The sequence below is a fragment of the Flintibacter sp. HCN-6482 genome, from assembly GCF_037892565.1.
In the GTDB taxonomy this organism is placed as follows: Bacteria; Bacillota; Clostridia; order Oscillospirales; family Oscillospiraceae; genus Lawsonibacter; species Lawsonibacter aceti.
The window spans coordinates 483,987-508,443 of the sequence record NZ_JBBKBK010000002.1 but is presented as its reverse complement, the minus strand read 5'-3'; the positions used below and the strand labels follow the sequence as shown (position 1 = coordinate 508,443).

25 protein-coding genes, 1 tRNA gene and 2 pseudogenes are annotated in these 24,457 nt (G+C 56.4%); 3 read left to right on the top strand and 25 right to left on the bottom strand.

The features are described 5' to 3' along the window. The 23 genes and pseudogenes from mbhE to WKS99_RS07340 all read right to left on the bottom strand — a co-directional run bounded on the left by mbhE (window position 1) and on the right by WKS99_RS07340 (window position 18,875). A complete protein-coding gene (gene mbhE, locus WKS99_RS07445) occupies window positions 1-1,023 on the bottom strand; it encodes a hydrogen gas-evolving membrane-bound hydrogenase subunit E (protein WP_340405670.1) in 1,023 nt (340 codons plus the stop codon). Next, the gene (locus WKS99_RS07440) at window positions 1,013-1,270 is read right to left on the bottom strand and encodes a hydrogenase subunit MbhD domain-containing protein (protein WP_147572215.1); all 258 of its coding nucleotides are present in this window, start codon (window positions 1,268-1,270) and stop codon (window positions 1,013-1,015) included. The genes mbhE and WKS99_RS07440 overlap by 11 nt, the downstream gene beginning before the upstream one ends. Beyond that, window positions 1,267-1,596 carry a cation:proton antiporter gene (locus tag WKS99_RS07435; RefSeq protein WP_186852496.1) on the bottom strand — a complete coding sequence of 110 codons (330 nt, stop codon included), beginning with the start codon at window positions 1,594-1,596 and terminating at the stop codon, window positions 1,267-1,269. Before WKS99_RS07435 ends, WKS99_RS07440 begins: the two co-directional genes overlap by 4 nt. Beyond that, window positions 1,593-1,895 (bottom strand): monovalent cation/H+ antiporter complex subunit F, encoded by a 303-nt coding sequence (locus WKS99_RS07430; protein ID WP_147572213.1) that lies wholly within the window; start codon window positions 1,893-1,895, stop codon window positions 1,593-1,595. Before WKS99_RS07430 ends, WKS99_RS07435 begins: the two co-directional genes overlap by 4 nt. After that, entirely contained in the window at window positions 1,888-2,403 is a 516-nt protein-coding gene (locus WKS99_RS07425; protein WP_340405669.1) for a Na+/H+ antiporter subunit E, read from the bottom strand. Before WKS99_RS07425 ends, WKS99_RS07430 begins: the two co-directional genes overlap by 8 nt. A gap of 162 nt (window positions 2,404-2,565) precedes the next feature. After that, window positions 2,566-4,005: a four-carbon acid sugar kinase family protein gene (locus tag WKS99_RS07420; protein WP_340405668.1), complete on the bottom strand. Its 1,440-nt coding sequence runs from the start codon at window positions 4,003-4,005 to the stop codon at window positions 2,566-2,568. A 65-nt stretch (window positions 4,006-4,070) separates the two neighbouring features. After that, window positions 4,071-5,771 carry a DNA repair protein RecN gene (recN, locus tag WKS99_RS07415; protein WP_340405667.1) on the bottom strand — a complete coding sequence of 567 codons (1,701 nt, stop codon included), beginning with the start codon at window positions 5,769-5,771 and terminating at the stop codon, window positions 4,071-4,073. Between the two features lie 30 nt (window positions 5,772-5,801). Beyond that, window positions 5,802-6,254: an arginine repressor gene (locus WKS99_RS07410; protein WP_340405666.1), complete on the bottom strand. Its 453-nt coding sequence runs from the start codon at window positions 6,252-6,254 to the stop codon at window positions 5,802-5,804. Then, entirely contained in the window at window positions 6,251-7,123 is an 873-nt protein-coding gene (locus tag WKS99_RS07405) for an NAD(+)/NADH kinase (RefSeq protein ID WP_147572208.1), read from the bottom strand. Before WKS99_RS07405 ends, WKS99_RS07410 begins: the two co-directional genes overlap by 4 nt. Continuing rightward, the gene (locus WKS99_RS07400; protein ID WP_340405665.1) at window positions 7,120-7,932 is read right to left on the bottom strand and encodes a TlyA family RNA methyltransferase; all 813 of its coding nucleotides are present in this window, start codon (window positions 7,930-7,932) and stop codon (window positions 7,120-7,122) included. The genes WKS99_RS07405 and WKS99_RS07400 overlap by 4 nt, the downstream gene beginning before the upstream one ends. Then, window positions 7,922-9,778 carry a 1-deoxy-D-xylulose-5-phosphate synthase gene (gene dxs, locus WKS99_RS07395; protein WP_340405664.1) on the bottom strand — a complete coding sequence of 619 codons (1,857 nt, stop codon included), beginning with the start codon at window positions 9,776-9,778 and terminating at the stop codon, window positions 7,922-7,924. Before dxs ends, WKS99_RS07400 begins: the two co-directional genes overlap by 11 nt. A 54-nt stretch (window positions 9,779-9,832) precedes the next feature. Further along, window positions 9,833-10,291 carry a divergent PAP2 family protein gene (locus WKS99_RS07390; RefSeq protein WP_186852491.1) on the bottom strand — a complete coding sequence of 153 codons (459 nt, stop codon included), beginning with the start codon at window positions 10,289-10,291 and terminating at the stop codon, window positions 9,833-9,835. A gap of 28 nt (window positions 10,292-10,319) precedes the next feature. After that, a complete protein-coding gene (locus WKS99_RS07385) occupies window positions 10,320-11,216 on the bottom strand; it encodes a polyprenyl synthetase family protein (RefSeq protein WP_186852490.1) in 897 nt (298 codons plus the stop codon). A gap of 6 nt (window positions 11,217-11,222) precedes the next feature. Continuing rightward, on the bottom strand, window positions 11,223-11,441 hold the full coding sequence (gene xseB, locus WKS99_RS07380; protein ID WP_340405663.1) for an exodeoxyribonuclease VII small subunit: 219 nt from the start codon (window positions 11,439-11,441) through the stop codon (window positions 11,223-11,225). 4 nt (window positions 11,442-11,445) lie between these two features. After that, window positions 11,446-12,672, bottom strand: a complete 1,227-nt coding sequence (xseA, locus tag WKS99_RS07375) for an exodeoxyribonuclease VII large subunit (protein ID WP_240287806.1) — start codon at window positions 12,670-12,672, stop codon at window positions 11,446-11,448. After that, window positions 12,669-13,607, bottom strand: coding sequence for a Kae1-like domain-containing protein (locus WKS99_RS07370; protein WP_240287808.1), 939 nt, complete (start codon window positions 13,605-13,607; stop codon window positions 12,669-12,671). Before WKS99_RS07370 ends, xseA begins: the two co-directional genes overlap by 4 nt. Before the next feature lies 1 nt (window position 13,608). Next, window positions 13,609-14,109 carry a transcription antitermination factor NusB gene (gene nusB / locus WKS99_RS07365; RefSeq protein ID WP_147572201.1) on the bottom strand — a complete coding sequence of 167 codons (501 nt, stop codon included), beginning with the start codon at window positions 14,107-14,109 and terminating at the stop codon, window positions 13,609-13,611. Between the two features lie 165 nt (window positions 14,110-14,274). Then, complete coding sequence (locus WKS99_RS07360; protein ID WP_186852487.1) at window positions 14,275-15,228, bottom strand: cell wall hydrolase; 954 nt, start codon at window positions 15,226-15,228, stop codon at window positions 14,275-14,277. 368 nt (window positions 15,229-15,596) lie between these two features. Further along, window positions 15,597-16,346 (bottom strand): glucosamine-6-phosphate deaminase, encoded by a 750-nt coding sequence (gene nagB, locus WKS99_RS07355; protein WP_186852486.1) that lies wholly within the window; start codon window positions 16,344-16,346, stop codon window positions 15,597-15,599. 357 nt (window positions 16,347-16,703) lie between these two features. Further along, window positions 16,704-16,934 (bottom strand): annotated as a pseudogene (locus WKS99_RS07350) (transposase); the annotation flags it as partial. 461 nt (window positions 16,935-17,395) lie between these two features. After that, window positions 17,396-17,704 (bottom strand): annotated as a pseudogene (locus WKS99_RS13490) (DNA cytosine methyltransferase); the annotation flags it as partial. A 37-nt stretch (window positions 17,705-17,741) separates the two neighbouring features. Then, window positions 17,742-18,677, bottom strand: a complete 936-nt coding sequence (locus WKS99_RS07345; protein ID WP_340405662.1) for a recombinase family protein — start codon at window positions 18,675-18,677, stop codon at window positions 17,742-17,744. A gap of 107 nt (window positions 18,678-18,784) precedes the next feature. Further along, window positions 18,785-18,875, bottom strand: a tRNA-Ser gene (locus tag WKS99_RS07340). Between the two features lie 242 nt (window positions 18,876-19,117). Here WKS99_RS07340 and rsmA point away from each other — a divergent pair. The 3 genes from rsmA to WKS99_RS07325 all read left to right on the top strand — a co-directional run bounded on the left by rsmA (window position 19,118) and on the right by WKS99_RS07325 (window position 22,490). Continuing rightward, on the top strand, window positions 19,118-19,984 hold the full coding sequence (gene rsmA / locus WKS99_RS07335) for a 16S rRNA (adenine(1518)-N(6)/adenine(1519)-N(6))-dimethyltransferase RsmA (protein ID WP_340405661.1): 867 nt from the start codon (window positions 19,118-19,120) through the stop codon (window positions 19,982-19,984). Window positions 19,985-20,151: 167 nt separating this feature from the next. Then, entirely contained in the window at window positions 20,152-21,759 is a 1,608-nt protein-coding gene (gene pckA / locus WKS99_RS07330) for a phosphoenolpyruvate carboxykinase (ATP) (RefSeq protein WP_147571183.1), read from the top strand. A gap of 71 nt (window positions 21,760-21,830) precedes the next feature. After that, the gene (locus WKS99_RS07325) at window positions 21,831-22,490 is read left to right on the top strand and encodes a YoaK family protein (protein WP_147571184.1); all 660 of its coding nucleotides are present in this window, start codon (window positions 21,831-21,833) and stop codon (window positions 22,488-22,490) included. 52 nt (window positions 22,491-22,542) lie between these two features. Here the strand turns inward: WKS99_RS07325 and WKS99_RS07320 are convergent, their stop codons facing one another. Further along, on the bottom strand, window positions 22,543-23,871 hold the full coding sequence (locus WKS99_RS07320; protein WP_186852481.1) for an MATE family efflux transporter: 1,329 nt from the start codon (window positions 23,869-23,871) through the stop codon (window positions 22,543-22,545). Further along, complete coding sequence (locus WKS99_RS07315) at window positions 23,868-24,350, bottom strand: MarR family winged helix-turn-helix transcriptional regulator (RefSeq protein WP_340405660.1); 483 nt, start codon at window positions 24,348-24,350, stop codon at window positions 23,868-23,870. Before WKS99_RS07315 ends, WKS99_RS07320 begins: the two co-directional genes overlap by 4 nt. Window positions 24,351-24,457 lie beyond the last annotated feature (107 nt).

Below are 24,457 nucleotides of genomic sequence, written 5' to 3'. Positions count from 1 at the left end.
TTACCCCTCCTTTTGTGAAAACAGGGTAAAAAAGGTGTACATCGTACAGGCCACGATGATGCCTACACAGATATTCAGGGGCAGGATGAATCCGGCGCTGAAAATGGCGCCCGGCGTCCCCTTGGGCACCTCCCCCCCCAAGTGATTGGCCCCGGTAAAGAAGGAATATCCTTTCATCAGGCCATAGGCTAACAGGCAGGTAACCGTCACCGCCGTGATGCGTCTGGGCGGGAGCAGGCGTTCCATCTCTTCACTCCCCAGGATCATGGAGCAGAGGATCAATCCGCACCCAAGCACAGTCCCTCCGGAAAAGCCTCCGCCGGGACTTAGGTGGCCATTGAGGACCACATAGATGCCAAACATCATCACCGCCGGCAGGATGAGCTGCCCCATCTGAGCCAGTACCGAATCACAAGGCGCAGTCTGGCCGTCCTCCTTCCCAGTCTTACGCAGCAGCAGGACCACACTCATAGCAGCCGCAAAGAGGACCGTAGACTCACCAAAAGTGTCAAATGCCCGGTAATCCAGTATCATTCCGGCTACGGCATTGACCGCGCCTGTTTCTTCCACGCCTTTTTCCAGATATCGCTGAGATACCTCGTTGATCGCCGGGGCTTCCGGGTCCCCAAACCGCGGCATGGAAAGAGCTACCAGCAACAGGGTAAGCATCAGCACCATGGTCACACATACGGACAGAATACGGTAGACACGCACCAACTTTTTCAGTGTGCCTGGCCGGTACCCCCTCTTTCGACCACCCGCTCTGACCGCTCTCTGTTCCACGACGGCATGATGGCCTGGTACCGCAGGCTGAGGAATCCCTTTTGCCGCTCGCTCCCGCATCCGCATCAGCCGGTAGGCACCGAAATCCATGGGCTCGTGGGAGTCAATATATTCTAGATACTCCACGAACTCTGCCCGCTCCGGGTCCTCGGCCTCCTCCGACCCCTGATCCGCTTCTTCCCCCTCTGCCCAGTGGAGAAACCGCTCAAAGCGGCTTTCTTCAGTATGGTCACTCCTCATCCTTGTCCACCCCTTTCAGGGCATTCACCCTTCTCAGGGCCAGGAAGAACAGCAGACTTGTGACACCCGCCCCCACAGCGGCCTCTGTAATGGCCAGGTCGGGGGATTCCAGCAGAAACCACAGGATGGCCATGACCGAGGAATAGGACATAAAGATGATGACCGAGGCCATAAGTCTCTTGGTCATCACTGCGGCCACGGCGCAGAACACCAAGAACAGCAGCAGAATGATCTCCAGTACGATCACAATTCCCGCTCCCCCTCTCCGGTCAGCTGATCTGGTTCGATATCCCGGCCGGTAATCAGTTCCATTCTGGCAATCAGGTGGGAAGAAATGGGATTGGTGGCCCAGAGGACCACCAGCGTTGCAGCCAGCTTAATCCCATGCCCGTTCCAGCCACACAGAAGGATCAGTCCCCCCAGGATTAGCAGCACACCCAGGGTGTCGGTCACCGCTCCCGCGTGGATACGCTCCAAGGCATCCCGGAAGCGGAACAGCCCCAGAATGGAGATGGCTATCACCAGGGTTCCCAGAAGAATCAGCCCCAGGGCAGCTATGGTACGGATAGTCATTTCTTTCCCTCCTTCCGGTTTCGGTGGCGTTCCACGGTAACGCGGCTTAAAACAGCCACCGCCAGCAGATTAAGTAGTCCGTAGAGGATAGCCACATCCACCAAGTATGCCTTTCCCAGCAGATAGGACAAAATACAGATCACAAAGATGACCAACGTGCATATCTCATTGAGGGCTATCACCCGGTCCGTATACCTGGGCCCGCGGATAGCCCGGATCAGGCATAGCAGAATACCCAGCGCCAGCAGGCACAGTACAGCAGTCAGAACTGCCCGCAGCATCGGCGTACACTCAGCCATGGCGCTCCTCCTCCAGCTTTTTCAGTTTCTCCGCAAAGGCAGATTCCTTTAGTCCTGCTCCAAACTCAGGGTCCAGGGCGTAGACACACAGCATATCCGGCCCCATGGACACCGTCACTGTCCCGGGCGTTAAGGTGATAGAATTCGCCAGGGCCAACTTGGCCAGGTTACCCTTTGTCCCAGGCTGAAACCAGATCAATTTTGCCGGAGCTTGTTTCTTCCCAGGGGTCAGGATACGGCCGATGACCTGGATGTTGGACAGCAAAATCTGGCCCATCAGCCACATCAGATAACAAAACACCTCAGGGAGTCTGCGCAGAACGCGCAGTTCTCCCTGAGGCGAAATATGGAGCACCCGATGGGCAAAACAAGTCAGCGCCGCAGAAACTGCCGCGCCAACCAATATGATCTCAACGGTCACCTTTCCGTTCAGCAGCAGCCAAAACAGGAACAGCAGCACAAATACCAAACGGTCTTCTCTCCCTCTCATCCCCAGTTCGTTTTCCAAAGAGCCAGCACCCACACTCTCCCTGCGGGCTGTCTTAAATAGTATAACAGATTTGTTTCAAAAACGGAAGAGAAAATATGTCTTGTCCCCATAAATTCCTTTTTTAATTCAAAAAGAAATCGGGCCGCCTATTTCAGCGGCCCGACTGGGCACCTGCGTCTTTTAGACCAGTTCGTGAACGATATCCCGCAGTGTTGTCACCTCTCCTACATTTCCTGGGAAAATAATATAGGACATACCGGGGAATCTGCTCTCCTCTCCAGTCTTCCAAACCGGAACTCCAGGGGCGGCCTGCCCCAGCACCAACGCCTTTTTGACGCCCAGTGCCTGGATACCCACATCGCTGGAGGTGATGCCCCCCTTGGCCACGATAAAGGACGGCCTTTCTCTCAAATCGGACACTACCCCAGTAAGGGCCCGCGAGATACGCACACTCAGCTCCAAATTGGCGTCGGCGCTCTCTTGACTGACCCGGAGGACCTGGCGGCTGGTATAGACTACAGCGGTCCGTCCTGCCCGTATCACCTGCTGGGCCCTGGCCGACACTCTCGCCCGCTCCTCCTCCAGACCACCCGGCTGGAGGGCGCTCTCCGCCTGGAAACAGATCTCCTCCAGGCCATCCACACCATCCAGAAGGCATTCCAGCTGCTGGCTCGTCTTTTTCACATGGGAGCCCACCACCACCAGTCCTCCATTCGGGTTATCCCCGTCACGCAGCTCCGCCCGGCCCAGGAGTGGACGATGTTCTACACCGCCCATTACCCGGACCAGTCCGGCGGCACAGCGGTAAAGGAACTGCTTTCCCTGATTCAAGGCCGCCATCAGAGCGGTGACAAAAACCTCTACGTCCAGGTCATCCGCAGCGTTGACCACCACCTTCTGAAACCCGGACACGCCCATCAGCTTCCTGGTGATACCCGGATAATCCAGGGCCCGGAGCTCCTCCAGGGAGATGGATACCATCTCCTCCGCCCGGTATCTGCCCCCGGTTCTCTCCTGGCACCAGTCTTTCAGGTCGGAGGAGGTGTAGGCAAAGGTGGTATCCTTGGCAAATTCCGTCATGCCGGCGGGCACCAGCTGTTCTCCCATCTTCACATAGTGGACATCTCCAATGGTGAGCCGGCCCCCTTCCTGGAAATAGGGCATGATGATCTCGCCGTCATAACAGGTCTCCAGCTCTCTCTCCAGGGTCTGCCGCAATGTCTCCGTTTCCAAGGGATAATGGCCCCGCAGCGTGGAGTCTCCCCGGCTGATTAGGACAAAGGGCTGCCCCGCCTCTCTGGCCGCCCAGGCCAGATTCTTCCCGATCTCCTGGTGGGCGCGCTCTGTTTCTTCCGCGGTAAAGCCCCTGGAGTTGGTCAGAACAAAGAACATGGGCTGTTCCGACCGCAGGCCCTGGAGCAGTGTTTCCCGCTCCCAGTCTGTATAGACATACAGGCCGTGAACCGTCTGGACGCCGGTGGGATCGTCGTCCAGCACCACCATCTTCCGCCGGCACCCTTCTAAGGCCCTCTTTAGCTCCTGATGGACCTGCTCCTTTGCGGGCAGAGGCCACTGCCGCGCCAGGTCCGCGGGCTCAACTGCGACTTTTCTCTCACTCATATCTATAATATCCTCCTATTTACCTGCTAAAACTTGTGGGAGTCCACTTCAAATCCCGCGCTCCTTTACAGGGCTTCTCGGAGGACATTCCGGTACTTTTCTCCCTCAGCAAGCAGTTGCTCCGCACTCTGGCGCAGCAGGTCTGTCACCGAAGATCCCCCGATCAGACGGGCCAGCTCCTCTCCTCTTCCCGCCCGGTCCAATCGTTCCACATGGGTATACGTCCGGCCATCCTGCTCACCCTTTTGGACAGAGAAATGGGTGTCTGCCATTGCCGCAATCTGGGGCAAGTGGGTGACGCACAGCACCTGCTTTCGTCTGGCTACCTGGGCCATCTTTTCCGCTACCTTTTGGGCCGCCCGCCCGGAAACTCCGGTGTCCACCTCGTCAAAGACCAGACTGCCCACTCCGTCATCCTCCGCCAACACGTTTTTCAGTGCCAGCATGATACGGGCCAGTTCACCACCAGAGGCCACCTTCTGAATCGGCTTCAGCGCCTCTCCCGCGTTGGCGGACATCAGGAACTGAACTTGGTCCAGCCCTGTGGGTCCCATCCCGTCCTCCTCCTGCTGCCCCAGAAATTGAGCCTGGAACTGCACTTTCGGCATATCCAGCTGGCGCAGCTCCTCCTGCACCCGCTGCTGCAGGGACAGGGCCGCCTCTTTTCTGGCATGGGACAGGCGCTCTCCCTTCTCCCTGGCCTGTGCCCGGACCTGGGACAGCTCCTTCTGGAGTCGTGCAATGGTGTCGTCCGCATCTTGGATCTGGTCCAGCTCCTGGCGGCTCCGCTCCAAATAGTCCAACATATCAGCCACTGTGGAGCCATATTTCTTTTTCAGCCGGTAAAGGATGTCCAGCCGACTCTCCAGTCGGTCCAGCTCCTCCGGAGAAAAGTCAAGCTCCCTGCCCTGGTCCCGCAGGCTCTCCAAGGCGTCCTCCGCCGCGGCCCGCAGGGTGGACACCTGGTCCGCCAACGCCCCAATCTGTGGGCTGAGACGGGCCACGCCCCGCAGCTCCCCCTCGGCGTCAGCAATTAGGGCACAGGCCCCTTGGCTATCCTCATCGCCCCCCAGCGCATATTCTGCCGCCTGGAGCGCATCCATCAGCTTGCCGGCACTGCGCATCAAGGTCTTTCGGGCGTCCAGCTCCTCATCCTCACCCGGCTTCAGCCCGGCCCGCTCCAGCTCCTGAATCTGATAGGTCAGCGTGTCCACCCTCCGGCTCCGCTCCGCCTCGTCCATCTCCAGCGAAGCGATCTGCCGCCTTTTCTCACTCATGGCCTGATAGCTACTCTGATAGTCTTTCAAAAGGTCCCCGGTCCTACCGAAGCAGTCCAAATAGTCCAGGTGGCTCTCCGGGTCCAGAAGCTGCTGCCCGTCGTGCTGCCCATGAATATTCAGCAGCTGCCGCCCCAGCTCCCGGAGCTGGGCTACGGTCAAAGGCCGTCCGTCTACCCGGCATACATTCCGGCCGTCCCCCTGGATCTCCCGTTGGAGCAGCAGTTCCTCCCCCTGTGGTGGAAAGCCGTTATCCTCCAGCCATCTGAGCTTGGGGAGCCCAGTAAAAACGGCTGTGACCAGCGCCGACCTGGCCCCGGTGCGGATGAGTTCGCGGCTGGTCCGCTCTCCCAGAACAGCGCCAATTGCGTCGATGACGATGGATTTTCCCGCGCCGGTCTCGCCGGTAAGCACATTGAAGCCGCCATCAAATCGGATATCCGCCGACTCAATGATAGCGATATTCTCAATATGGAGCAGAGAAAGCATGGTATACCCCCTTTCTGTCCACAGATCAAATTACTTCAGCAGCTTGTGAACCTCGCTGTTAAAGGACTGGGCGGCAGCGCTGTCGCGCATGATCAAAATGCCTGTGTCATCCCCTGCCAGACTGCCGACGATTCCAGGAATCTCCATATTGTCCAGAGCGGAACAGGCAGCTGAGGCCAGTCCCGGCATCGTCTTGACCACTACGATATTCTGGGCCACATCCACCGAGATGACCCCTTCTTTGAAAATATTGCGCAGCCTGGTGTCAGAAGTAACAGCGCCCTTCCGCTCGCTAGGGGCGTAGCGGTACGCACCTTTTCCGGTCAAAACCTTGACCAGCCGAAGTTCCTTGATGTCCCTGGAGATCGTGGCCTGGGTGGCCGAGATGCCTCGGGCCTTCAGCTCCTCCAGCATCTGCTCCTGTGTCTCTATATCCACCGACTGTACGATATTTAATATTTCAGCCTGACGCAAATTTTTCACTTTGTGAATCCTCCCAGCTTCTGGTTAATGACCTGATAAAAGCTCCGGCCAGCCAGTTGGACCAGCTTGGTGCAGTGGGTAGACCGCCGGACTTCCACTCTGTCGCTGCCTGATAGTCGGATTGCTTTGCCTCCATCCACTGACAGGTACAAATGCTTGCGGGTTCCCCGGGGCAGGGTAACGCTCACCGTCCGTTCCGGAGAGAGTACCATCGCACGGGCAGCCAGTTGGTGGGCACACACCGGAGTGATGATGATGCTTCGAGAGGTAGGTTCTACAATGGGGCCTCCGGCGGACATGGAGTAAGCCGTAGACCCCGTTGGGGTGGCCACGATGACGCCGTCCCCCATGATGCTGCTCACCTGGACCTGGTCGGCCCACACCTCCACCTCCGCCACCCGCGCCATGGAGCCCTTGAACACCACAGCGTCGTTCAGCGCCAAGTCCTGGCTGATAATTTTTCCCCCCCGCACTACCTGGACATCCAGCATCATCCGCTCCTCGATAGAAAAGTTTCCCTGGGCCAGCGGAGCCAACAGAGGGAGCTCGGACCGCTCCAGTTCCGCCATAAAGCCCACGCTGCCCATATTGACCCCCAGAATCGGCACATCGTGAAGCGTGGCGTCCCTGGCCGCATGGAGGATGGTACCGTCTCCTCCGAAGCAGATCAGAAGATCCGCACTGGGCAGCTCCCGCTCCAGAGAGGACAGTGTCAACTGGCGCGGCACATCGACCCGGTCCCCCTTCTTCGGGACGAAGGGCAGGCAGAGCGCCGTCTGGGCACCAGATCGTTCCAAAATGCGCTGTGCCTCCAGCGCGGCCTTCAGACCCCGGTCTCGGTATGGATTTGAGCTGAGGATAACTTTCATTCCCGCCCCTCCTTCCACACGTTGTGAGATCGCTGGACCAGCTCCCACAGGTCCCCCCCATAGGGCACGCCGGCTCCGGCACGCAGATGACCCAGGTACTCGATGTTTCCCTCCGGACCCTTTATCGGTGAGAAGGTAATATCCTTTACAGTAAAATCCGCATTTTCGGCGTGAATCAAAAACTGGCTCAATACCTCCAGATGGACCTCCGGGTCCCGAACCACGCCTTTCTTCCCAACCTTGTCCTTCCCTGCCTCAAACTGGGGCTTCACCAGGCAGACGCCCTCTCCGCCTGGAGCCATCAGGGGCCGTAGAGCGGGCAGGATCAGATTCAGGGAAATAAAAGACACATCGACTGAGAAAAAATCCAAAGGCTGAGGGATCTGCTCCACTGTCAGGTATCGGGCATTGGTGCGCTCCATGCAGACGACCTTTGGATGAGTCCTGAGCCGCCAGTCCAGCTGGTTATAGCCCACATCCACCGCGAATACCTTAGCCGCCCCGTTTTGGAGCATACAATCGGTAAATCCTCCTGTGGAAGCGCCGATATCGGCACAGACTGCCCCCTCCAGACAAATCGGCCAGCAGGCCATGGCCTTTTCCAGCTTCAGACCGCCCCGGCTCACATAGGGCATCGTCTTGCCCCGGACCTCGATGCGGGCACTCTCACCCACAGGCGCTCCAGCCTTGTCCACCTTCTGTCCATCTACATAGACCTGTCCGGCCATGATGACCGCCTGGGCCTTCTGACGGCTCTCCGCTAACCCCTGCTCTGTCATGGCTACATCCAGTCGCTTTTTATTTGACACAGCCCAGCACCTCCATGGCCCGTCGGGCGATTCCAGGCCCGTCCAAATTCAGGTCCCGCTTCAGCAGCCGGACTGCCCCGTGGGGCACAAATTCCTGTCCGCAGTCGATCCGATATATCCTGGCCGGGATCTGCTTCTCCTCCAGCGCCGCGGCCAAACGCTGTCCCACGCTGCCACTGGCCACGCAGTCCTCGGCTACCAGCAGGGCTCCAGTCTGACGGACGCAGTCGGCTACAAGCTCAGTCGGGAGAGGGGTAATCTGGTTCAGCTTGACCACCTGGGCCTCGATCCCCTCTTTGGACAGAAGGTCAGCCGCCTCCAGCAGATCGTTGATCTGGATGCCGTAGCCCGCCAGGGTAAGATCTCTCCCCTCCCTTAGCAGTACAGCAGGCCCGCTGCCTGAACTGCCCGTATACATCCCCTCGCCGCCACGTGGATAACGGACAGCTACCGGCCCCTTGATTTCCAGCACGGCCCGCTCCAGCATCTCCTCCAGCTCCTGGAAGCTGGAGGGCGCAAAGACTGTCATCCCCGGGACGCTATCCAGATAGGCCACATCAAAGACGCCATGGTGGGTCTCCCCGTCCTCTCCCACCAGTCCGGCCCGATCCACGCCCAGCACCACATGGAGGTGGTCAATGGCCACATCGTGGATCAGCATATCGTAGGACCGCTGGAGAAAGGTGGAGTACACTCCAAACACGGGTATCGCCCCCTCCTTGGCCATTCCGGCTGCCATGGAAACGGCGCAGCCTTCGGCGATCCCAACGTCAAAGAACCGGTCCGGGAAGGCCCTGGCAAATTCCTCCAGGCCGGTGCCCCCCATCATAGCGGCTGTCAGGCCGCATATCTCCGGGTGCTCCCGTCCCATTTGAGTGAGTTTTCTGCCGAACACAGCAGAGAAATTGTCGCCGCCCACCTTTTTCATCAGGCCGGTCATGGGATCAAAGGGCCCAACTCCATGGAAGGCGTCCGGATTCTCCTCAGCGGGCAGATACCCCTTTCCCTTGACGGTCCTCACATGGAGCAGGACCGGCTCATTCAGTTCCCTGGCATATTGAAGAATCCTGGTCAGCTTTGGCAGGTCATGCCCGTCTACCGGACCAAGATAGGTAAATCCCATATTCTCAAACATACTGCACGGCAGAAGGCTCTGCTTCAGCGCCTTCTTGACCCGGTGGGTAAATTGGTATATCCGCTGCCCCACCCAGGTCTTCCCCATGATGCGGCGGTAGTGTTTCTTAAAGGTCAGGTACTGGGGCTTTAACCGCTGTTGAGCCAGATGCTCCGCCACCCCGCCTACGTTGGCGGTAATGGACATCCCGTTGTCGTTGAGGATGACCAGAAGCTGCTGGCCGCACTCCCCGGCGTTGGACAGCCCCTCGTAGGCCAATCCGCCTGTCAGGGCCCCGTCACCGATCAGAGCCAGTACCTTATAGTCCTCCTTCATCGCTGTTCTGGCCCGAGCCATACCCAGCGCCACCGCCACCGAGTTGGAGGCATGGCCGGCGATAAAGGCGTCGTGGCCGCTCTCCCCCGGCTTTGGAAAGCCAGCAATGCCGCCGTACTGGCGCAGAGTGGACATCGCCTCCCTCCGGCCGGTAATCATCTTGTGGGGATAGCACTGGTGCCCCACGTCGAATACCAGCCGGTCCCGGGCGGTATCAAATACCCGATGGATGGCCACTGTCAGCTCCACCGCACCCAGGTTGGAGGCCAGATGCCCTCCTGTCTTGGATACCTCCTCCACCAATTCCTGGCGCAGTTGAGCACAGAGGGCCTCGCCCTCCCTGTCTGTCAGATCCGCCAACAGCGGTCTGCGCGGACCGTTTTGTTCTCTGTTCAATCCTATGCGACTCCTTCGCTCCCGCGTCCCGGATCTTGTAGACCGGGGCGGCGCTTATTTCCAAAGCAGGGTCAGAAGCCCCACCGAGATACCCAGCAGGGCACCCATCAACACCTGGAACGGCGTGTGCCCCAGTGCCTCCTTCAGCCGGCGGCCCTTCAGGTCAGGAGGGAGGTCCTCCAGGCTGCCGAGCAGCTGGTTGAGTGCCTTGGCCTGCTCGCCAGTGGACCAGCGCACATTGAAAGCGTCATACATCACCACTGCCGCCAGGCCAGCGGCCAGAGCGAACAATGGACTATGCCAGCCGTAGGCGATGCCCATAGACACCGCCAGCGCGCACACAAAGGCCGAATGGGAGCTTGGCATCCCACCGCTGCTAATAAGCGCGCTCAGGCTGGATTTACGCCGGATAGCCAGATCGGTCAACACCTTGATCATCTGGGCAGCGAACCAAGCTGTAATGGCCAGATCCAACATCAAATTCCCAGTGAGGAAGCCCTGATAATGCTCCATGCCTGTCCCCCCTGCTCTTAAATCGCCCTTAGTTGCTTCTCTGGGCCAGATGATCCGCCAACCAGCACAGACAGCCGATGCTGCCGCGCCATCCGCCCCGCTCCAAAGCCTCTTTCGCCAAGCGGGTATGCTCTACCACCTGCTCCCGGCAGCCCTCCACCCCCAGCAGTGTCACATAGGTGGTCTTGCCGTTGGCGCTGTCCGATCCCACCGGCTTACCCAGCTCCTCTGTGGTGGAGGTGGCATCCAGCACATCGTCCCGGATCTGGAAGGCCAGCCCCAGATGGGTGGCATACTCCCTGGCCGCGTCAATACAGCTGTCATCTACCTCTCTATGGCCGGAGCAGGCCAGAACCCCCATGACACAGGCGGCCCGCAGCAGGGCGCCGGTCTTTTTGTCATGGATGGCCGTCAAGTCCTCCAAACTGTGGGGCTGTCCATCCCCAATGGTATCCCAGTACTGGCCGCCGCACATCCCCTGCACGCCTGCCGCCTCGGCCAGCACACCGGCGGCCAGGGCAGGAGCTGCCGCTCCCTCACCTGACCAGGGCCCCTTCGCAAACAGCACAGTACGGAAGGCAGCCGCCTGAAGGGCATCCCCGGCCAAGGTGGCTACACACTCGCCAAATACCTTATGGCAGGTGGGCTTCCCCCGCCGCAGGTCATCGTTGTCCATACAGGGCAGGTCATCGTGGATGAGGGAATAGGTATGGAGCATCTCTACCCCGCAACCAAACTCCAATCCCTCCTCCAGCTCACCGCCGGCTGCCTGACAGAACAGCATGGTCAGGATAGGGCGGATCCGCTTTCCTCCGGCCATGAGGCTATATCGCATGGCCTTTTCCAACCCCTCCCCCTGGAAGCAGGAGGCAAGGTATTCTTCTGTTAGGGCATAGGCCCGGTCCATCTGCTGCTGGTAGTTCATTTTCCCTTACTCCTCCCGTGCGAAAGGCCGCTCCTGTGGCTGTCCGTCCTCACCCGCAATCAGCAGGCTCACCTTCTGCTCCGCCTTGTCCAACTGGGCAGTACACTCCCGCAGCAGTTTAGCTCCCTCTTCAAAGAGGGCCATCGCCTGCTCCAGCGGAGCCTCTCCCCGCTCAAGGAGGGCTACAATCTCCTCCAGCCGAGCCATAGAAGCCTCAAAATCCAATTTCTTATTTCCTGCCATCGGGCACACCTATCCTTTCTTCTACACGGCATTCCAAGCTGCCGTCCGACAGACGCAGGGAGAGCCTGTCACCCGGAGCGGCTCCTTGCGCCGAGGTCAGCACATGGCCATCCTCTCTTTGCGCGATGGCGTATCCACGCCCCAAAACCTTCAGAGGACTCATTGCGTCCAGAGAGGCCGCCAACCTGGCCGCACGCTCCCTCTGTCCGGAAACATTCCTCTCCAGTCCGTGAATCAGACGGCTGCTCTGGTAGTCCAGCAGCAGCCGCTTGTCCCGGAAATAGGAGGCGGGGTCGGTCATAGTCCTGCTCTGAGCCAGGCGGTCCAGCCGCTGCCGGTATCGGGCTAGGCGGTGGAGCAGTCCTCCCTCCAGCCGCTCTTTCCCTCCCATCAGGGTGGAATAGATCTCATTTTGATCGGGTACCGCCAATTCAGCGGCGTTGGAAGGGGTGGCGGCTCTCAAATCGGCCACGAAGTCGGCAATGGTCACATCCGGCTCATGTCCCACGGCAGAAATCACCGGGATCTCCGACTGATAGATAGTCCGGGCCACAATCTCCTCATTGAAGGCCCACAAGTCCTCCATAGAGCCGCCGCCTCGGCCCGTGATAATCAGGTCCGCCACCCGCTTCCAGTTGGCCCACTGGATGGCGGCGGCGATCTCCTCGGCCGCGCCCTCGCCCTGGACACGGACCGGCAGTACCTTCACCTGGGCCATAGGCCAGCGGGTACCCAGGATTCGGAGCATATCCCGGACCGCCGCCCCGGCTGGCGAAGTCACCAGCGCGATGACCTTTGGAAATTTGGGGATTGGCCTCTTATGCTCCTGGTCAAACAGCCCCTCCCGCAGCAGGCGCTCCTTTAACTGTTCAAAGGCCATGGCCAGGTCCCCCGCCCCATCAGGCGTCAGGCGGACACAATACATCTGGTACTGGCCGTCCCGAGGGAATACGGTGATACGGCCAGCGGCAACCACCTGCATCCCGTTCTCCGGCCGGAAGCGAAGAGACTGGGCGTCGCCGCGGAACATAACACAGCGCAGGGCGCCCTCACTGTCCTTCAGGGTGAAGTAGTGGTGTCCCGAAGGATACATCTTGTAGTTGGACAGTTCTCCCCGGACCAGAAGCGAGGACAGGAGCCGGTCCCGGTCCATAAGGTTTTTCAGATATCCGCCTACCTGGCTGGGGGTCAGGACGGTACGATCTCCCGTCATACCTGTCCCCCCTCTCTCCAAGCCCGCCAGGTAAGGATCGCTGTCCCCATAGCGTTGTCTGTGGCAAACTGGGGCTGGGCAAAGATGGCCTGGCAGAACTCTGTGAGCACATGGCGCAAATGGCGGTTGGAGGCCACACCGCCGGAGCACAGGACAGGCAGTCCGGGATACTGGTCCTGGGCTGCTACTGTGGCCCGGTGAACCACATCACACACAGTATTCAGCGCGAACCGGGCGATGTCGGCCGGTTTCTCCCCCCGCTCCAGCAGCTTTTTCACCTGATTTTCCATTCCGGACAGGGAGAAGTGGAGACCGTCCAGCTTCACCCGGTAGCCCGGACCGGCATCCGTTTGTCTGTATAATTCGTCCAGTGCCTTCCCTGCCGGGAAGTTCAGGCCCAGCAGCACACCAGTACGGTCGATCAGTTGTCCAGCAGAGATATCGGTGGTACCGCCGATGATCTCCCCTTTGACCGAGCAGCCCTGCGGCTCCACCCGCAGCAGCTCCGTAGTTCCGCCCGACAGGTGCCAAGCCAGAAAAGGGCCATCCAGCAGATCCAGCCGTCCGGCGGACCAGGCGGCGGCAGCCAGATGCCCCTGTTGATGGGAATGGGCAAAAAATGGGACGCCCAGAGTGTGGGCTAAACCCCTCCCCTGAGAACTCCCGGCCAGAAAGCATGGCATATAGGAGCCCTCCACCTCTCTAGGACGGGTGCTGGCTCCTACCGCGGCAATCCCCTCTAACAGGCCCTGCCGCTCCAACTGCTCAAACAGTCCGGGCAGCTCCCGCACATGTTGGAACAGGGCGTCACTCTGCCTCAGGCCAAGCTCCCCCGGTCTGACTTCCAGCAGCTTGCTCCTGTTGCAGCCGGTCTGACCGTCAAACACAGCCACTGAGGTGGTATAATTGCTGGTATCCAGCGCAAGGACCGCCATTTCAGTCCTCCGCCTTGTCGTCCGCTCTGGCCGCTTTTTCCGGCTTTGGCGGGGTGTCGGCAAACTCTGCCCGGACAAACGAGCCTAAGATCCCATTGATAAAGGCTACCACGTCCTGAGACTCATAGCTCTTGGCGATCTCCACCGCCTCATTAATGGCAGCGGCGTTGGGGATCTCCTCCATATACAGGACCTCATACATAGCGGTACGCATAATAGCTGCCGCCATACGGGGGATACGGGAAAAGGACCAGCCCACGGCATAGCGGCTGATGTAGTCGTCCAGCTCCGGACCATGGGCAAAGACCCCCCGGACCAGGTCCCGTATGTACTGGGCCTGCTTCTCATTGGGGAACTGGGAATACAGGGGCATATCCTCCGCCAGCTCCTGAAATCTCTCCTGGGTCAGTTGGGTGTCGAGGACCTCATCCGCACTCAAATTTCCAAATCCCAGAGAAAATATCATCTGTACCGCGATCTCGCGGGCGTTGCTTCTCGTCATCGTTTTGTATCCTCCCACAGGCCGTAATGTGGCCATAATAAGGTAGCTATATTATATACATGAATATACAAAAAAGGAAGCCCCAATTTTGTCTGTTCAGCATCTGCCTATGGTGCCCGCCATTTCCTTGGAACAAATAAAAAAGACGGCCCGCAGGCCGTCTTCTCAGTCATAAAATTTGTGGCCGCCTATCACGGCGATGCAGTTGCGGTTTCGAGAGGCCCAGCTACCCACGCTAGAATCAAAATACAGGGCTCCTCTGGTCTCCTCCACCACCCCGCCATCCAGCACCAGTTTGGCAGCGATGACACTGGATTCATTTGGGGTACGCTTGGCCAGGCTTCCGGATTGATAGGTAGAAAACTGGTTTTTCTGTGCCAGCACCCCTTCGATGGTGTTGGGATAGATAGGACTGGCCACTCGGTTGAGCACCACATTTCCCACAGCCATCTGGCCCTCCAGAGGCTGGTTGCCACTCTCGGCATAGATCAGGCGTGAGAGCCAGAACAGATCGTTCTGATCATAGTAGCTTTCGCCGGACTGGATCGCCCCACTGCCCCGTGTAACAGTCACGGTCCCGGTAGCACTGTCCCAGCCCACCTTGGCGTCAAAGGCCTCGGCCACCGCCCAGAGCGGGACCGTGAGCCGGCCCTCCACCACCTGTGCGGACTCTGGCAGATAGAGATAACGGCCATTGGCCACCATATACAGTTGACCGACCTTGGCGGTCACATTCAAATTGGCGGTAGTCACAGTGGCCACGCCGGTCCCGCTATCCCACTGGACCTGAGCCGTGTCATCTAGAGCCTTAGCCATACCAGCCAGAGACACATAGGTGATACCGTCCTTCTGCATCCGGGCCACGTCGCTAGGCGCTGGCACTCCGTCAATCAGGAGCTTACTATCTGTATTCTCGGCCAACTCGATCAGGCTGGCCCCGGCGGCCCCGTGGACCGCCTCATCACTTACCTTATCAGTTTCAAGCGTTACACCACTATTGGTGGGAACGCTCCCCTCCTCTGCCACGATGGTCACAGTCTGCTCTGGAACAGAGCTGGCACCCATCAGGAGGAGCAAGGCAAAGGCGCACAGCGTCACGGAAAACAGCTTGCGTATCATTGTCTTCACTCCTTTCGATACGGTTTTGTCATAATTATGACAACCAAAAGCAACCGCTTGTTACTTTTGTTACCATATTGTAACCAATTCAAAGGAGCGGCGCAAGGGCAAAATTGCCCAGACTTCCAGCTTCAATCTTGTGTATTTTGTCTGTATTGTTTAGTAATATCGCGGTTTTTTATCCTTTTTTACATTTTTATACCAGCTTCTGCTTTTTCGTGCAACTTCTTCATCTGGAAAAAGCTCGGGCCGCCCAGAGGGCGGTCCGAGACAGTTAGACTAGATATCAGGTTGAAGGCGCTGGCATCCTCTCTTATCACTGGTGTGGCAGACAGTACAAGTAATAAGGGAAGGAAACATCCCGTCCCTCACTTCAGCTCTGTCTTCTCCAGGTCCAGCTTGCTTAAAGCTCCCCTGTCCCCTACCAGCACTACATTAGGATGCAGTTGGAGCACCGAGGCCGGGACCTGAGGCACCACAGGCCCCTGGAAGGCAGCCCGCACAATATCCGCCTTGGCGGCTCCATTGACCACCAGCAGGATGCTCCTGGCGTTCATAATGGTGCCGATACCCATGGTGAGGGCCTGCCGGGGCACATCGGCTTCGCTGGCAAAAAATCGCTTATTCGCCTCGATTGTACTGGCGGCGAGGTCTACCAAGTGGGTCCCCACGGGATAGCAGTCCGCGGGCTCATTAAAGCCAATATGCCCATTATGGCCCAGGCCCAGCAGTTGAAGGTCAATCCCCCCCAGCGCCCGGATCATATGGTCATATCCGGCCCCCTCTTTCTCAGGGTCCCCGGCCAGCCCGTTGGGTACATGGGTATTCTCCGCCTTAATGTCCACATGGTCGAACAGGTTTTTCTGCATAAAATAGCGGTAGCTCTGGTCGTGCTCCGGGGCCAGGCCATAATACTCATCCAGGTTGGCCGTCTTTACCTCGGCAAAGGACAACTCCCCATCCTGATACCACCGTACCAGTTGCTCATAGGCACCGACCGGCGTGGACCCGGTGGCCAGACCCAGGACACAGTCCGGCTTTAGCTGGATCTGGGCGGCTATTATACTGGCCGCCTTGCGGCTCATAGACGAATAGTCGGCGCACTGATAAATCCTCATAAATAACTCCTCCATTTCAAATGGGCTGCTCCAAGCCCCATATATCATCTGTCCTCTTTAGGGCAGATAGGACCTTATCTCACAGCAGTTTTATCATACCATTACCATCGCTGTTTTTCAATCCATATCAATCGAAAAAACAGCGTTCTCACAGGTTAGCAGACCGGCTGATGTTCGGGCCGGAAATAAAAATTGTCCCCATTTAAAGCAAGGAGTAGCAAAGTGAGCGGGCGGATGACGTCTTTTTTACCCTAGGCATAATGCACATAACCACCAGCTTCGATGGTGGTTGTCACTATGCAGGCATAGCCCTCTGTTCCTCGCGGACGCGTGCAACGCGTTACGGTCTGCCATCTGTTACTTGCCGCCCGTAAACGGGCTGCTACATGGGATTCTCAGTTGCTCTCCCATCCCGTCCTCTTTTAGCTGACTCTTCACGTACTCTGCAATTCGGCTCTCATTTTTCCCTACTGTATCCACATAGTACCACCCTCTGCACCAAAATTCTCGGTTCCGGTACTTGTATTTCAACTCGCCGAATTGCTCATACAGCATTGTGCTGCTCTTCCCTTTCAGATACTCCATAAATGCGATACGCCAAACTTTACAAAGGGCGAACACAGACCGTGAAACGGGCTGCCGACAACAAACGGCGGTATGCTCCCGAGGGCAGCATACCGCCTGTTTTGTTGTCCGGAGTTTCCAAAGGGGCTTGCCCCTTGGCACACGACTCTTCTTGCAAAGTGTAGTGTGTTATACGCTCTGTCGGCGTTGCCGTGAAAATGCCGTTGCCGCCGGGGAGGGCAAAGGCGTTTGAAGCGGCAGGAAAACAGGGCTGTGATTACGTGGCGTGAAGCTGCAAGCGCAGGACTGGTTTTATCAGCAGACAGGGCGTAATATGGAAGCTCTCGTCCCTCGTCTACTATCTGTCAATTATATATCGTACATCCGGAAAAGCGACGTAAGATTTGTATTACACTAAATATCCTCTCTCTAATCCAAATTTAATGCCGCCTTCCCAGTCAGATGTCAAGTGGTTCCTTACAGTTTCAAATAGATGTTGGAGTTTTTAGTAAAGATGTATTCTGACCTTCGCATGTGTGAGTAGGCAAAGGAAATGGTTGGTTCAACTTAGATTTGCTGGCTACTACCACCAATCTTTTTCTTATTTGAGGAACTCCAAATGAAGTTGCTTCCAAAATGTCATAGTCAACATGATATCCGATCATTTCTAGCTCTGATACAATTATATCAATAACCTTGTCACCATTTTCGGTTTTTGCTTTAAGCAGATTTGGCACATTTTCTATTACAATACATTTCGGAGAAAATAATTTACCAAAACGTATCATTTCTGTAAAAAGAGAATCGCTGACCTACCGAATCGGTACTCTGTCAAAGTATTTGTTCCATTTGGACTATATGTTTCCTTTGGCCTTTCATTTTCTGTACCCGATCAAAAGTCTCCTGGTCAATGATCGCCTCATGAGCATCCTCTACCAGGTACATATCCAACTGCCCATTGTTTTTGACTTGCTTTCCGGTCAGGAAATCCGGCGTATAGCTTTTCTGCATTAGCACCTGCCCGATGTACTTCTCGTTACTCAACATCCGATCGATGGTGGAGGTGCTCCACTCCCTCTTCCCTGTCACGGTTTTGATCCCGTGTTCTTCCAGGTAGCGTTTGATCTTCCGTACACCGTTCCCCTGCACATAGAGATCAAATATCTTCCGTACGATCTCCGCCTCCTCCGGGACCACCCGCAATATACCGTCTGGTCCTTTTGTATAGCCAAGAAATTGAGAATGGTTCAGTATAGTTTTCCCGCTTTTCATCCGCTGACGCAAACCGAACTTGATATTGTCGCTTTTGTTCTGGCTCTCTGCTTGATTAAACGTGGTATACAGATCAACGACACTGTCCGGAGATGTCAGTGTATGGATCCCGCCCAGTTCAATATACACTCCAATACCCATTTGCTTCAATCTCCTGATCGTAGTCATGGTTTCTTTTGCATCTCTTCCGAAGCGGCTCAGAGATTTCACAAGGATCAAATTGATTTTTCCTTTTCTACAATCTCTCAGCATCTTTTGGTATCCGGGCCGATTCTTCGCGTGGAGCCCGGAGGCATTGTCCGCATACACAGCGACAAACCTCCAAAAGGGATTTCTCTTGATGTATCGTGTAAAGTACTCAATTTGCTTTTCCAAACTTTGCTGTTGTTCTTCGTAAGGGGTGCTGACCCGACAATAAGCAGCGACTCTTAATTGCTGACTCCAGATAGAACCGTTCTCTTTCTCCTGTGGAATCTCAATCACATAGCCAGACATAGCAAAACCTCCATGATACCACTGACCAGCAGTATATCACGGAGGTTTTACAATAGAAAAAGCTACATTTCAGTCTTACTCCCAAGACTAAAATGTAGCTTTTAACTTGGCGGAGTAGGAGGGATTCGAACCCTCGAGCCGTGTTAGCGGCTACACGATTTCCAGTCGTGCTCGTTATGACCACTTCGATACTACTCCATAGCTGAAAGGGAAATCTACTACATTCCCTGCTGTCGACAGTCACAACGACAGCGTATTGTATTATACCAGTTTTTTTCGTTCCGTCAACCCCTTTTCGAAAATTTTTCTCGTTTTTTCTCGGATAGAGCTCCAGATCAAAAAACGTCTCTATTCCAAGCCCCTGTGCCTCTTGACTATGGCTCTCTTTCCTTTTATATTTTTATTGGAATTCAGAATATCGATCCAGGAAGGAGCACATCATGAATCTGTGCGACATCGACCAGATCAAAGCCCTGCTGGCCCGGCACGGCTTCCGTTTTTCCAAATCCATGGGACAAAATTTTTTGATCCAGCCGTGGGTACCGCGGGATATCGCCTGTTCTTCTGGCGCCGGCTCCGGTAAAGGGGTGCTGGAAATCGGTCCAGGCATCGGCCCTCTCACCCGGGAGTTGTCCCTGCTGGCCGACCAGGTGGTTTCCGTGGAGTTGGACCGCTCCCTTCTCCCTATCCTGACAGAAACTCTGGGGGACAGGGACAATGTGGAGATTGTCTCCGGTGATATCCTGAAGCTGGACATTCCGTCCCTGGTCCGGGAGCGATTCCAGGGGCTGGAGCCCATCGCCTGTGCCAACCTGCCCTATAACATTACCACTCCTGCCATCACCGCCCTTCTGGATGCGGGCTGCTTCTCCTCGATCACTATCATGATTCAGCGGGAGGTGGCTCGGCGCATCTGTGCCACTCCGGGCAGTGGAGATTACGGCGCCTTTTCCGTCTATTGTCAGTATCACGCCGAGACGGAACTGCTTTTTGATGTCCCCCCGGACTGTTTCCTCCCCGCACCCAAGGTGACCTCCTCCGTCCTCCGTCTCACTCCCAAGGATCCGCCCGATGAGGTGGATGACCCGGACCACTTCTTCCGCGTGGTAAAGGCCGCCTTCTCCCAGCGGAGAAAAACCCTGCTAAATGGGTTAAGCGGCACCTTCCGTTCTAATTTTTCCAAAGAACAGCTATTAAGCGCCATCTTAAGCTGCGGCCTACCCGCTGATATCCGGGGAGAACGGCTGTCCATTCCCCAGTTCGCAGCCCTGTCAAAGGCCCTAAGGCAGCGGGATATCAGGCCTTAGCTCGGGCAAGGGCTCCTTTATTTTCCAAAAAGCAATAAGACCTATAACTAAATTGTCGTCACCAATAACATTGACTTTATTCCTTTCAGCGTGTATGATTATATCGATTTTAAGCTATTCCCTGCCGCCCTGTGCAGGAAGATCATTTCAGAAAAGAGGTCACAAACATGGCAACTATTGATCTGAGCAAATATGGCATCACCGGCACCACTGAGATCCTCCACAATCCCTCCTATGAAACCTTATTCGAGGAAGAGATGAAGCCCGGGCTGGAGGGCTATGACGTGGGCCAGTTGACTGAGCTGGACGCCGTTAACGTCATGACTGGCATCTACACTGGCCGCTCCCCCAAGGACAAGTTCATCGTCATGGACGATGTTTCCAGGGATACCGTGTGGTGGACCTCTGACGAGTTCAAGAACGACAACAAGCCCGCCTCCAAGGAGGCCTGGGACGAGTGCAAGCGTCTGGCCATCCAGCAGCTGTCCAACAAGAAGCTGTATGTCATGGACGTGTTCTGCGGTACCAACCACGACTCCCGCATGGCCATCCGCTTCATCATGGAGGTAGCCTGGCAGGCCCATTTTGTTAAAAACATGTTCATCGCCCCCACCGCTGAGGAGCTGGAGAACTTTGAGCCTGATTTTATCTCCTATAACGCCGCTAAGGCCAAGGTGGAGAACTATAAGGAGCTGGGCCTGAACTCTGAGACTGCCGCTATTTTCAACCTCACTGAGCGCGAGCAGGTCATCCTGAACACCTGGTACGGCGGCGAGATGAAGAAGGGCATGTTCTCCATGATGAACTATTACCTGCCCCTCAACGGCATGGCCTCCATGCACTGCTCCGCCAATACCGACATGAACGGCGAAAATACCGCCCTGTTCTTCGGCCTGTCCGGCACTGGCAAGACTACTCTGTCCACCGATCCCAAGCGCCTGCTCATCGGCGATGACGAGCACGGCTGGGACGACGAAGGTGTGTTCAACTTCGAGGGCGGCTGCTACGCCAAGGTCATCAATCTGGACAAGGACGCCGAGCCTGACATCTACAACGCCATCAAGCGCAACGCCCTGTTGGAGAACGTCACCGTTGACAAGGACGGCAAAATCGACTTTGCGGATAAGTCCGTCACCGAAAATACCCGCGTGTCCTACCCCATCGACCACATTGAGAAGATCGTGCGTCCCAAGTCCAAGGGCCCCGACGCCAAGAACGTCATCTTCCTGTCCGCCGACGCCTTCGGTGTGCTGCCCCCCGTGTCCATCCTGACCCCGGAGCAGACCCAGTATTACTTCCTGTCCGGCTTCACCTCCAAGCTGGCCGGCACAGAGCGGGGCATCACCGAACCCACTCCCACCTTCTCCGCCTGCTTCGGCCAGGCCTTCCTGGAGCTTCACCCCACCAAGTACGGTGAGGAGCTGGTGAAGAAAATGAAGAAGTCCGGCGCCAAGGCCTACCTGGTCAACACTGGCTGGAATGGCACTGGCAAGCGTATCTCCATCAAGGACACCCGCGGTATCATCGACGCCATTTTGGACGGCTCTATTCTGAAGGCCGATACCAAGACCATCCCCTATTTCAACTTCGAGGTGCCCACCTCCCTGCCTGGCGTGGACCCCGCTATTCTGGATCCTCGGGACACCTATTCCGATCCCAGCGAGTGGGAGACCAAGGCCAAGGATCTGGCTTCCCGCTTCGTGAAGAACTTCACCAAATACACCACCAACGAGGCCGGCAAGGCCCTGGTAGCCGCCGGCCCCAAGGCCGAGTAAGCACTCCGCGGACTAAAATCGCGCCCCTGTCAGGGGGCGCGATTTTCCTGCTCTAGAGAAGGGAGTCAACGATGAAGCACATTCAACCCTCTGAATCCCTTGCCAATGGTCTACTATTGGCCTTCGCCGGTGGAATGATGGACGCTTACACCTACTTGTGCCGGGGGCAGGTCTTTGCCAACGCAGAAACAGGCAATCTGGTACTGCTGGGCATTCAGCTAGCACAGCGTAATTGGGGACGCGCCCTCTACTATCTCTGGCCTATCATGTCCTTTGCCCTGGGCGTCCTGCTGACCGAGTGGCTCCGCTCTCACTTCACTCCCCTGCCCGGCCTTCCCCACTGGCGGCAGTTGGTGCTGGTTGTGGAGTGCGGCGGGCTGCTTCTGGTCTCCCTTTTGCCTGTGGGACCGCTGGATTGGCTGGCCAACGTGATTGTCTCCTTTGTCAGCGCCATGCAGATCGAGAGCTTCCGCAAATTTGAGGGCAACCCATTTTCCACCACCATGTGCACTGGAAACTTGCGCAGCGGCACAGAGAAGTTGTATCGCTGCCTGTTCCTTCGAGAGGAACGGGCAGGCCGTGGAGCCCAGGATTATTACTCTGTCATCCTCCTCTTTGTGTTGGGCGCTCTTGTGGGTGGCCTGTGCACCGACCTGTTGGCTGGACGCTCGATCCTGTTGGCCTGTCTCCCCCTGTCCCTTGCCTTTCTGCTGATGCTCCGCGAACCATAGTAATAATCAAAAGAGGTGTGGATATCTTTTGGTATCCACACCTCTTTTTGATTCAATACCCATAGCTCTTTCGCTTTGCCAGCAACAGGGTCACGGAGATGACCGCTCCTATGCCTTCCGCCGCCACAACAGCGCTCCAGATACCGTCGATACCGAAGATCAATGGCATCACCAATACCATACCTCCCCGTAGGAGGAAGGACCGCATAAAGGAGATAAACGCGGAGACCGCTCCGTTGCACAGGGCTGTGAAAAAGGCGGAGGCGTAGATATTCAGCCCGCAGAAAATATAACACAGCGCAAACAGACGGAATCCATGCACTGTCATCTTATACAGCTCCGCATCGAAGCCCACAAAGGCGGCGGCAAGGGGCGCGCTGGCCAGCTCAGACACTGCCACCATCGCAGCCGACGTGATTCCAATCATCATTAGATTCCTTCGGCAGATTCCCTTCAGCTCTACGGAATCTCCGGCGCCAAAGTGGTAACTCACGACGGGGGCACAGCCGATGGAGTATCCCAGAAAAACAGCAATAAATATGAAATCCACATACATCATCACGGAGTAAGCGGCCACTCCCATCTCCCCTACCAGGCGCATAAGCTGGATATTATAGAGAATCCCTACTACCGATGCAGATATATTGCTCATCAGCTCAGAGGATCCGTTAATGCAAGCATCCCACAGAGCTTTAGGATAGAGGGCGGTAGGGACCAGGCGGAGCTCCTTCTCTCCACCCCTCAGGAAACAGGCAACGGGGAGCAGCCCACCTACACAGTATCCCAGCACGGTGGCAAGCCCCGCTCCGGCTATCCCCATATCAAACAGCGCAATAAATACATAGTCCAACACGATGTTGGTCAGCCCGGAGGCTATTGAGAACATCAGGCCCACATGGGGTTTCTCCGCTACTACAAGAAAACTCTGAAAGCTAGTCTGGAGCATAAAGGGCACACTGCCCGCCAGCAGGATGCGGCCATAAATGACGCAGTCCCCGATCAAAAGGTCGCTGGCCCCGGCCAGCCGTGAGATTGGCTCCACCAATATCACGCACACAACTGAGAGGGCCGCCCCCAATATAGCCACACAGAGGATAAACATAGAAAAGTAGCGGTCGGCCAGCTCCTTTTTCTTCTCCCCAAGCGTCCTGGCCACAATGGCGCTGCCACCCGTTCCCAGCATGAAGCCAAAGGCCCCAATAATCATCGCCACTGGAAAGATGATATTAACCGCCGACAGGGCCAAATCCCCCACCAAATTGGCAACGAATAGACCGTCCACCACACTGTAAAGAGATGTGAATACCATCATCACTACGGAAGGGAATGTAAAGCGCAGCAACTTTCCATATGTGAAATGATCCGATAATTTGATCTTCATCTTTCCCATATCCCCTCTGGGCCTTCCCGTTTAAAAAGGGGGCGTGCGGCTTCCCACAGGGCGTCCAGGTAATGCCGCTCGGCTTGGATTCTGGACAGGCGCTCTCCAGCTCCCAAGTCCAGGAATGCCTTTTCCTCAAAGGCAACTACCTGGTCCACACTTTCCTGTGAAAACGCCTCTCCCTTTTCCGTTAAGCAGATCTCCTTGTTGCGCTTATCCTCTGACGAGCTTCTCAGCTTAAGCAAGCCCCGCTCCTCCAGACTTCTCACCCCGGAATGTATGGTCTGCTTGCTTAAAAACAGCGCACCCCCCAGATCAGTGGCAGACAGGGGCCGTCCCTCCTCACGCAATGTATAGAGGATCCAGAACGCGCTGTCCGACAGCCCGAAGTGTTTAGCCAAGGCGTGATAAAACTCGTTACATTCCTTATACATACGATTGAGCTCTCGATTGAATTGGCTAAACGTCAACTCTTTCATAGTTCCCTCCAAAGGTCCGAATTCAGACTTTTTTAGTATAGTCCGAATTCAGACTATTGTCAATCTCTTTTTTAGGATATTTTAAAAAAACGCTTGACTTGGAGTAT

Coding starts and splice junctions, on each gene's coding strand:
- mbhE (WP_340405670.1), bottom strand. CDS start 1,023: ATGAGGAGTGACCATACTGAAGAAAGCCGCTTTGAGCGGTTTCTCCAC.
- WKS99_RS07435 (WP_186852496.1), bottom strand. CDS start 1,596: ATGACTATCCGTACCATAGCTGCCCTGGGGCTGATTCTTCTGGGAACC.
- WKS99_RS07430 (WP_147572213.1), bottom strand. CDS start 1,895: ATGGCTGAGTGTACGCCGATGCTGCGGGCAGTTCTGACTGCTGTACTG.
- WKS99_RS07420 (WP_340405668.1), bottom strand. CDS start 4,005: ATGAGTGAGAGAAAAGTCGCAGTTGAGCCCGCGGACCTGGCGCGGCAG.
- recN (WP_340405667.1), bottom strand. CDS start 5,771: ATGCTTTCTCTGCTCCATATTGAGAATATCGCTATCATTGAGTCGGCG.
- WKS99_RS07405 (WP_147572208.1), bottom strand. CDS start 7,123: ATGAAAGTTATCCTCAGCTCAAATCCATACCGAGACCGGGGTCTGAAG.
- WKS99_RS07390 (WP_186852491.1), bottom strand. CDS start 10,291: ATGGAGCATTATCAGGGCTTCCTCACTGGGAATTTGATGTTGGATCTG.
- WKS99_RS07385 (WP_186852490.1), bottom strand. CDS start 11,216: ATGAACTACCAGCAGCAGATGGACCGGGCCTATGCCCTAACAGAAGAA.
- xseA (WP_240287806.1), bottom strand. CDS start 12,672: ATGACGGGAGATCGTACCGTCCTGACCCCCAGCCAGGTAGGCGGATAT.
- WKS99_RS07370 (WP_240287808.1), bottom strand. CDS start 13,607: ATGGCGGTCCTTGCGCTGGATACCAGCAATTATACCACCTCAGTGGCT.
- nusB (WP_147572201.1), bottom strand. CDS start 14,109: ATGACGAGAAGCAACGCCCGCGAGATCGCGGTACAGATGATATTTTCT.
- WKS99_RS07360 (WP_186852487.1), bottom strand. CDS start 15,228: ATGATACGCAAGCTGTTTTCCGTGACGCTGTGCGCCTTTGCCTTGCTC.
- nagB (WP_186852486.1), bottom strand. CDS start 16,346: ATGAGGATTTATCAGTGCGCCGACTATTCGTCTATGAGCCGCAAGGCG.
- WKS99_RS07345 (WP_340405662.1), bottom strand. CDS start 18,677: ATGTCTGGCTATGTGATTGAGATTCCACAGGAGAAAGAGAACGGTTCT.
- rsmA (WP_340405661.1), top strand. CDS start 19,118: ATGAATCTGTGCGACATCGACCAGATCAAAGCCCTGCTGGCCCGGCAC.
- pckA (WP_147571183.1), top strand. CDS start 20,152: ATGGCAACTATTGATCTGAGCAAATATGGCATCACCGGCACCACTGAG.
- WKS99_RS07325 (WP_147571184.1), top strand. CDS start 21,831: ATGAAGCACATTCAACCCTCTGAATCCCTTGCCAATGGTCTACTATTG.
- WKS99_RS07320 (WP_186852481.1), bottom strand. CDS start 23,871: ATGAAGATCAAATTATCGGATCATTTCACATATGGAAAGTTGCTGCGC.
- WKS99_RS07315 (WP_340405660.1), bottom strand. CDS start 24,350: ATGAAAGAGTTGACGTTTAGCCAATTCAATCGAGAGCTCAATCGTATG.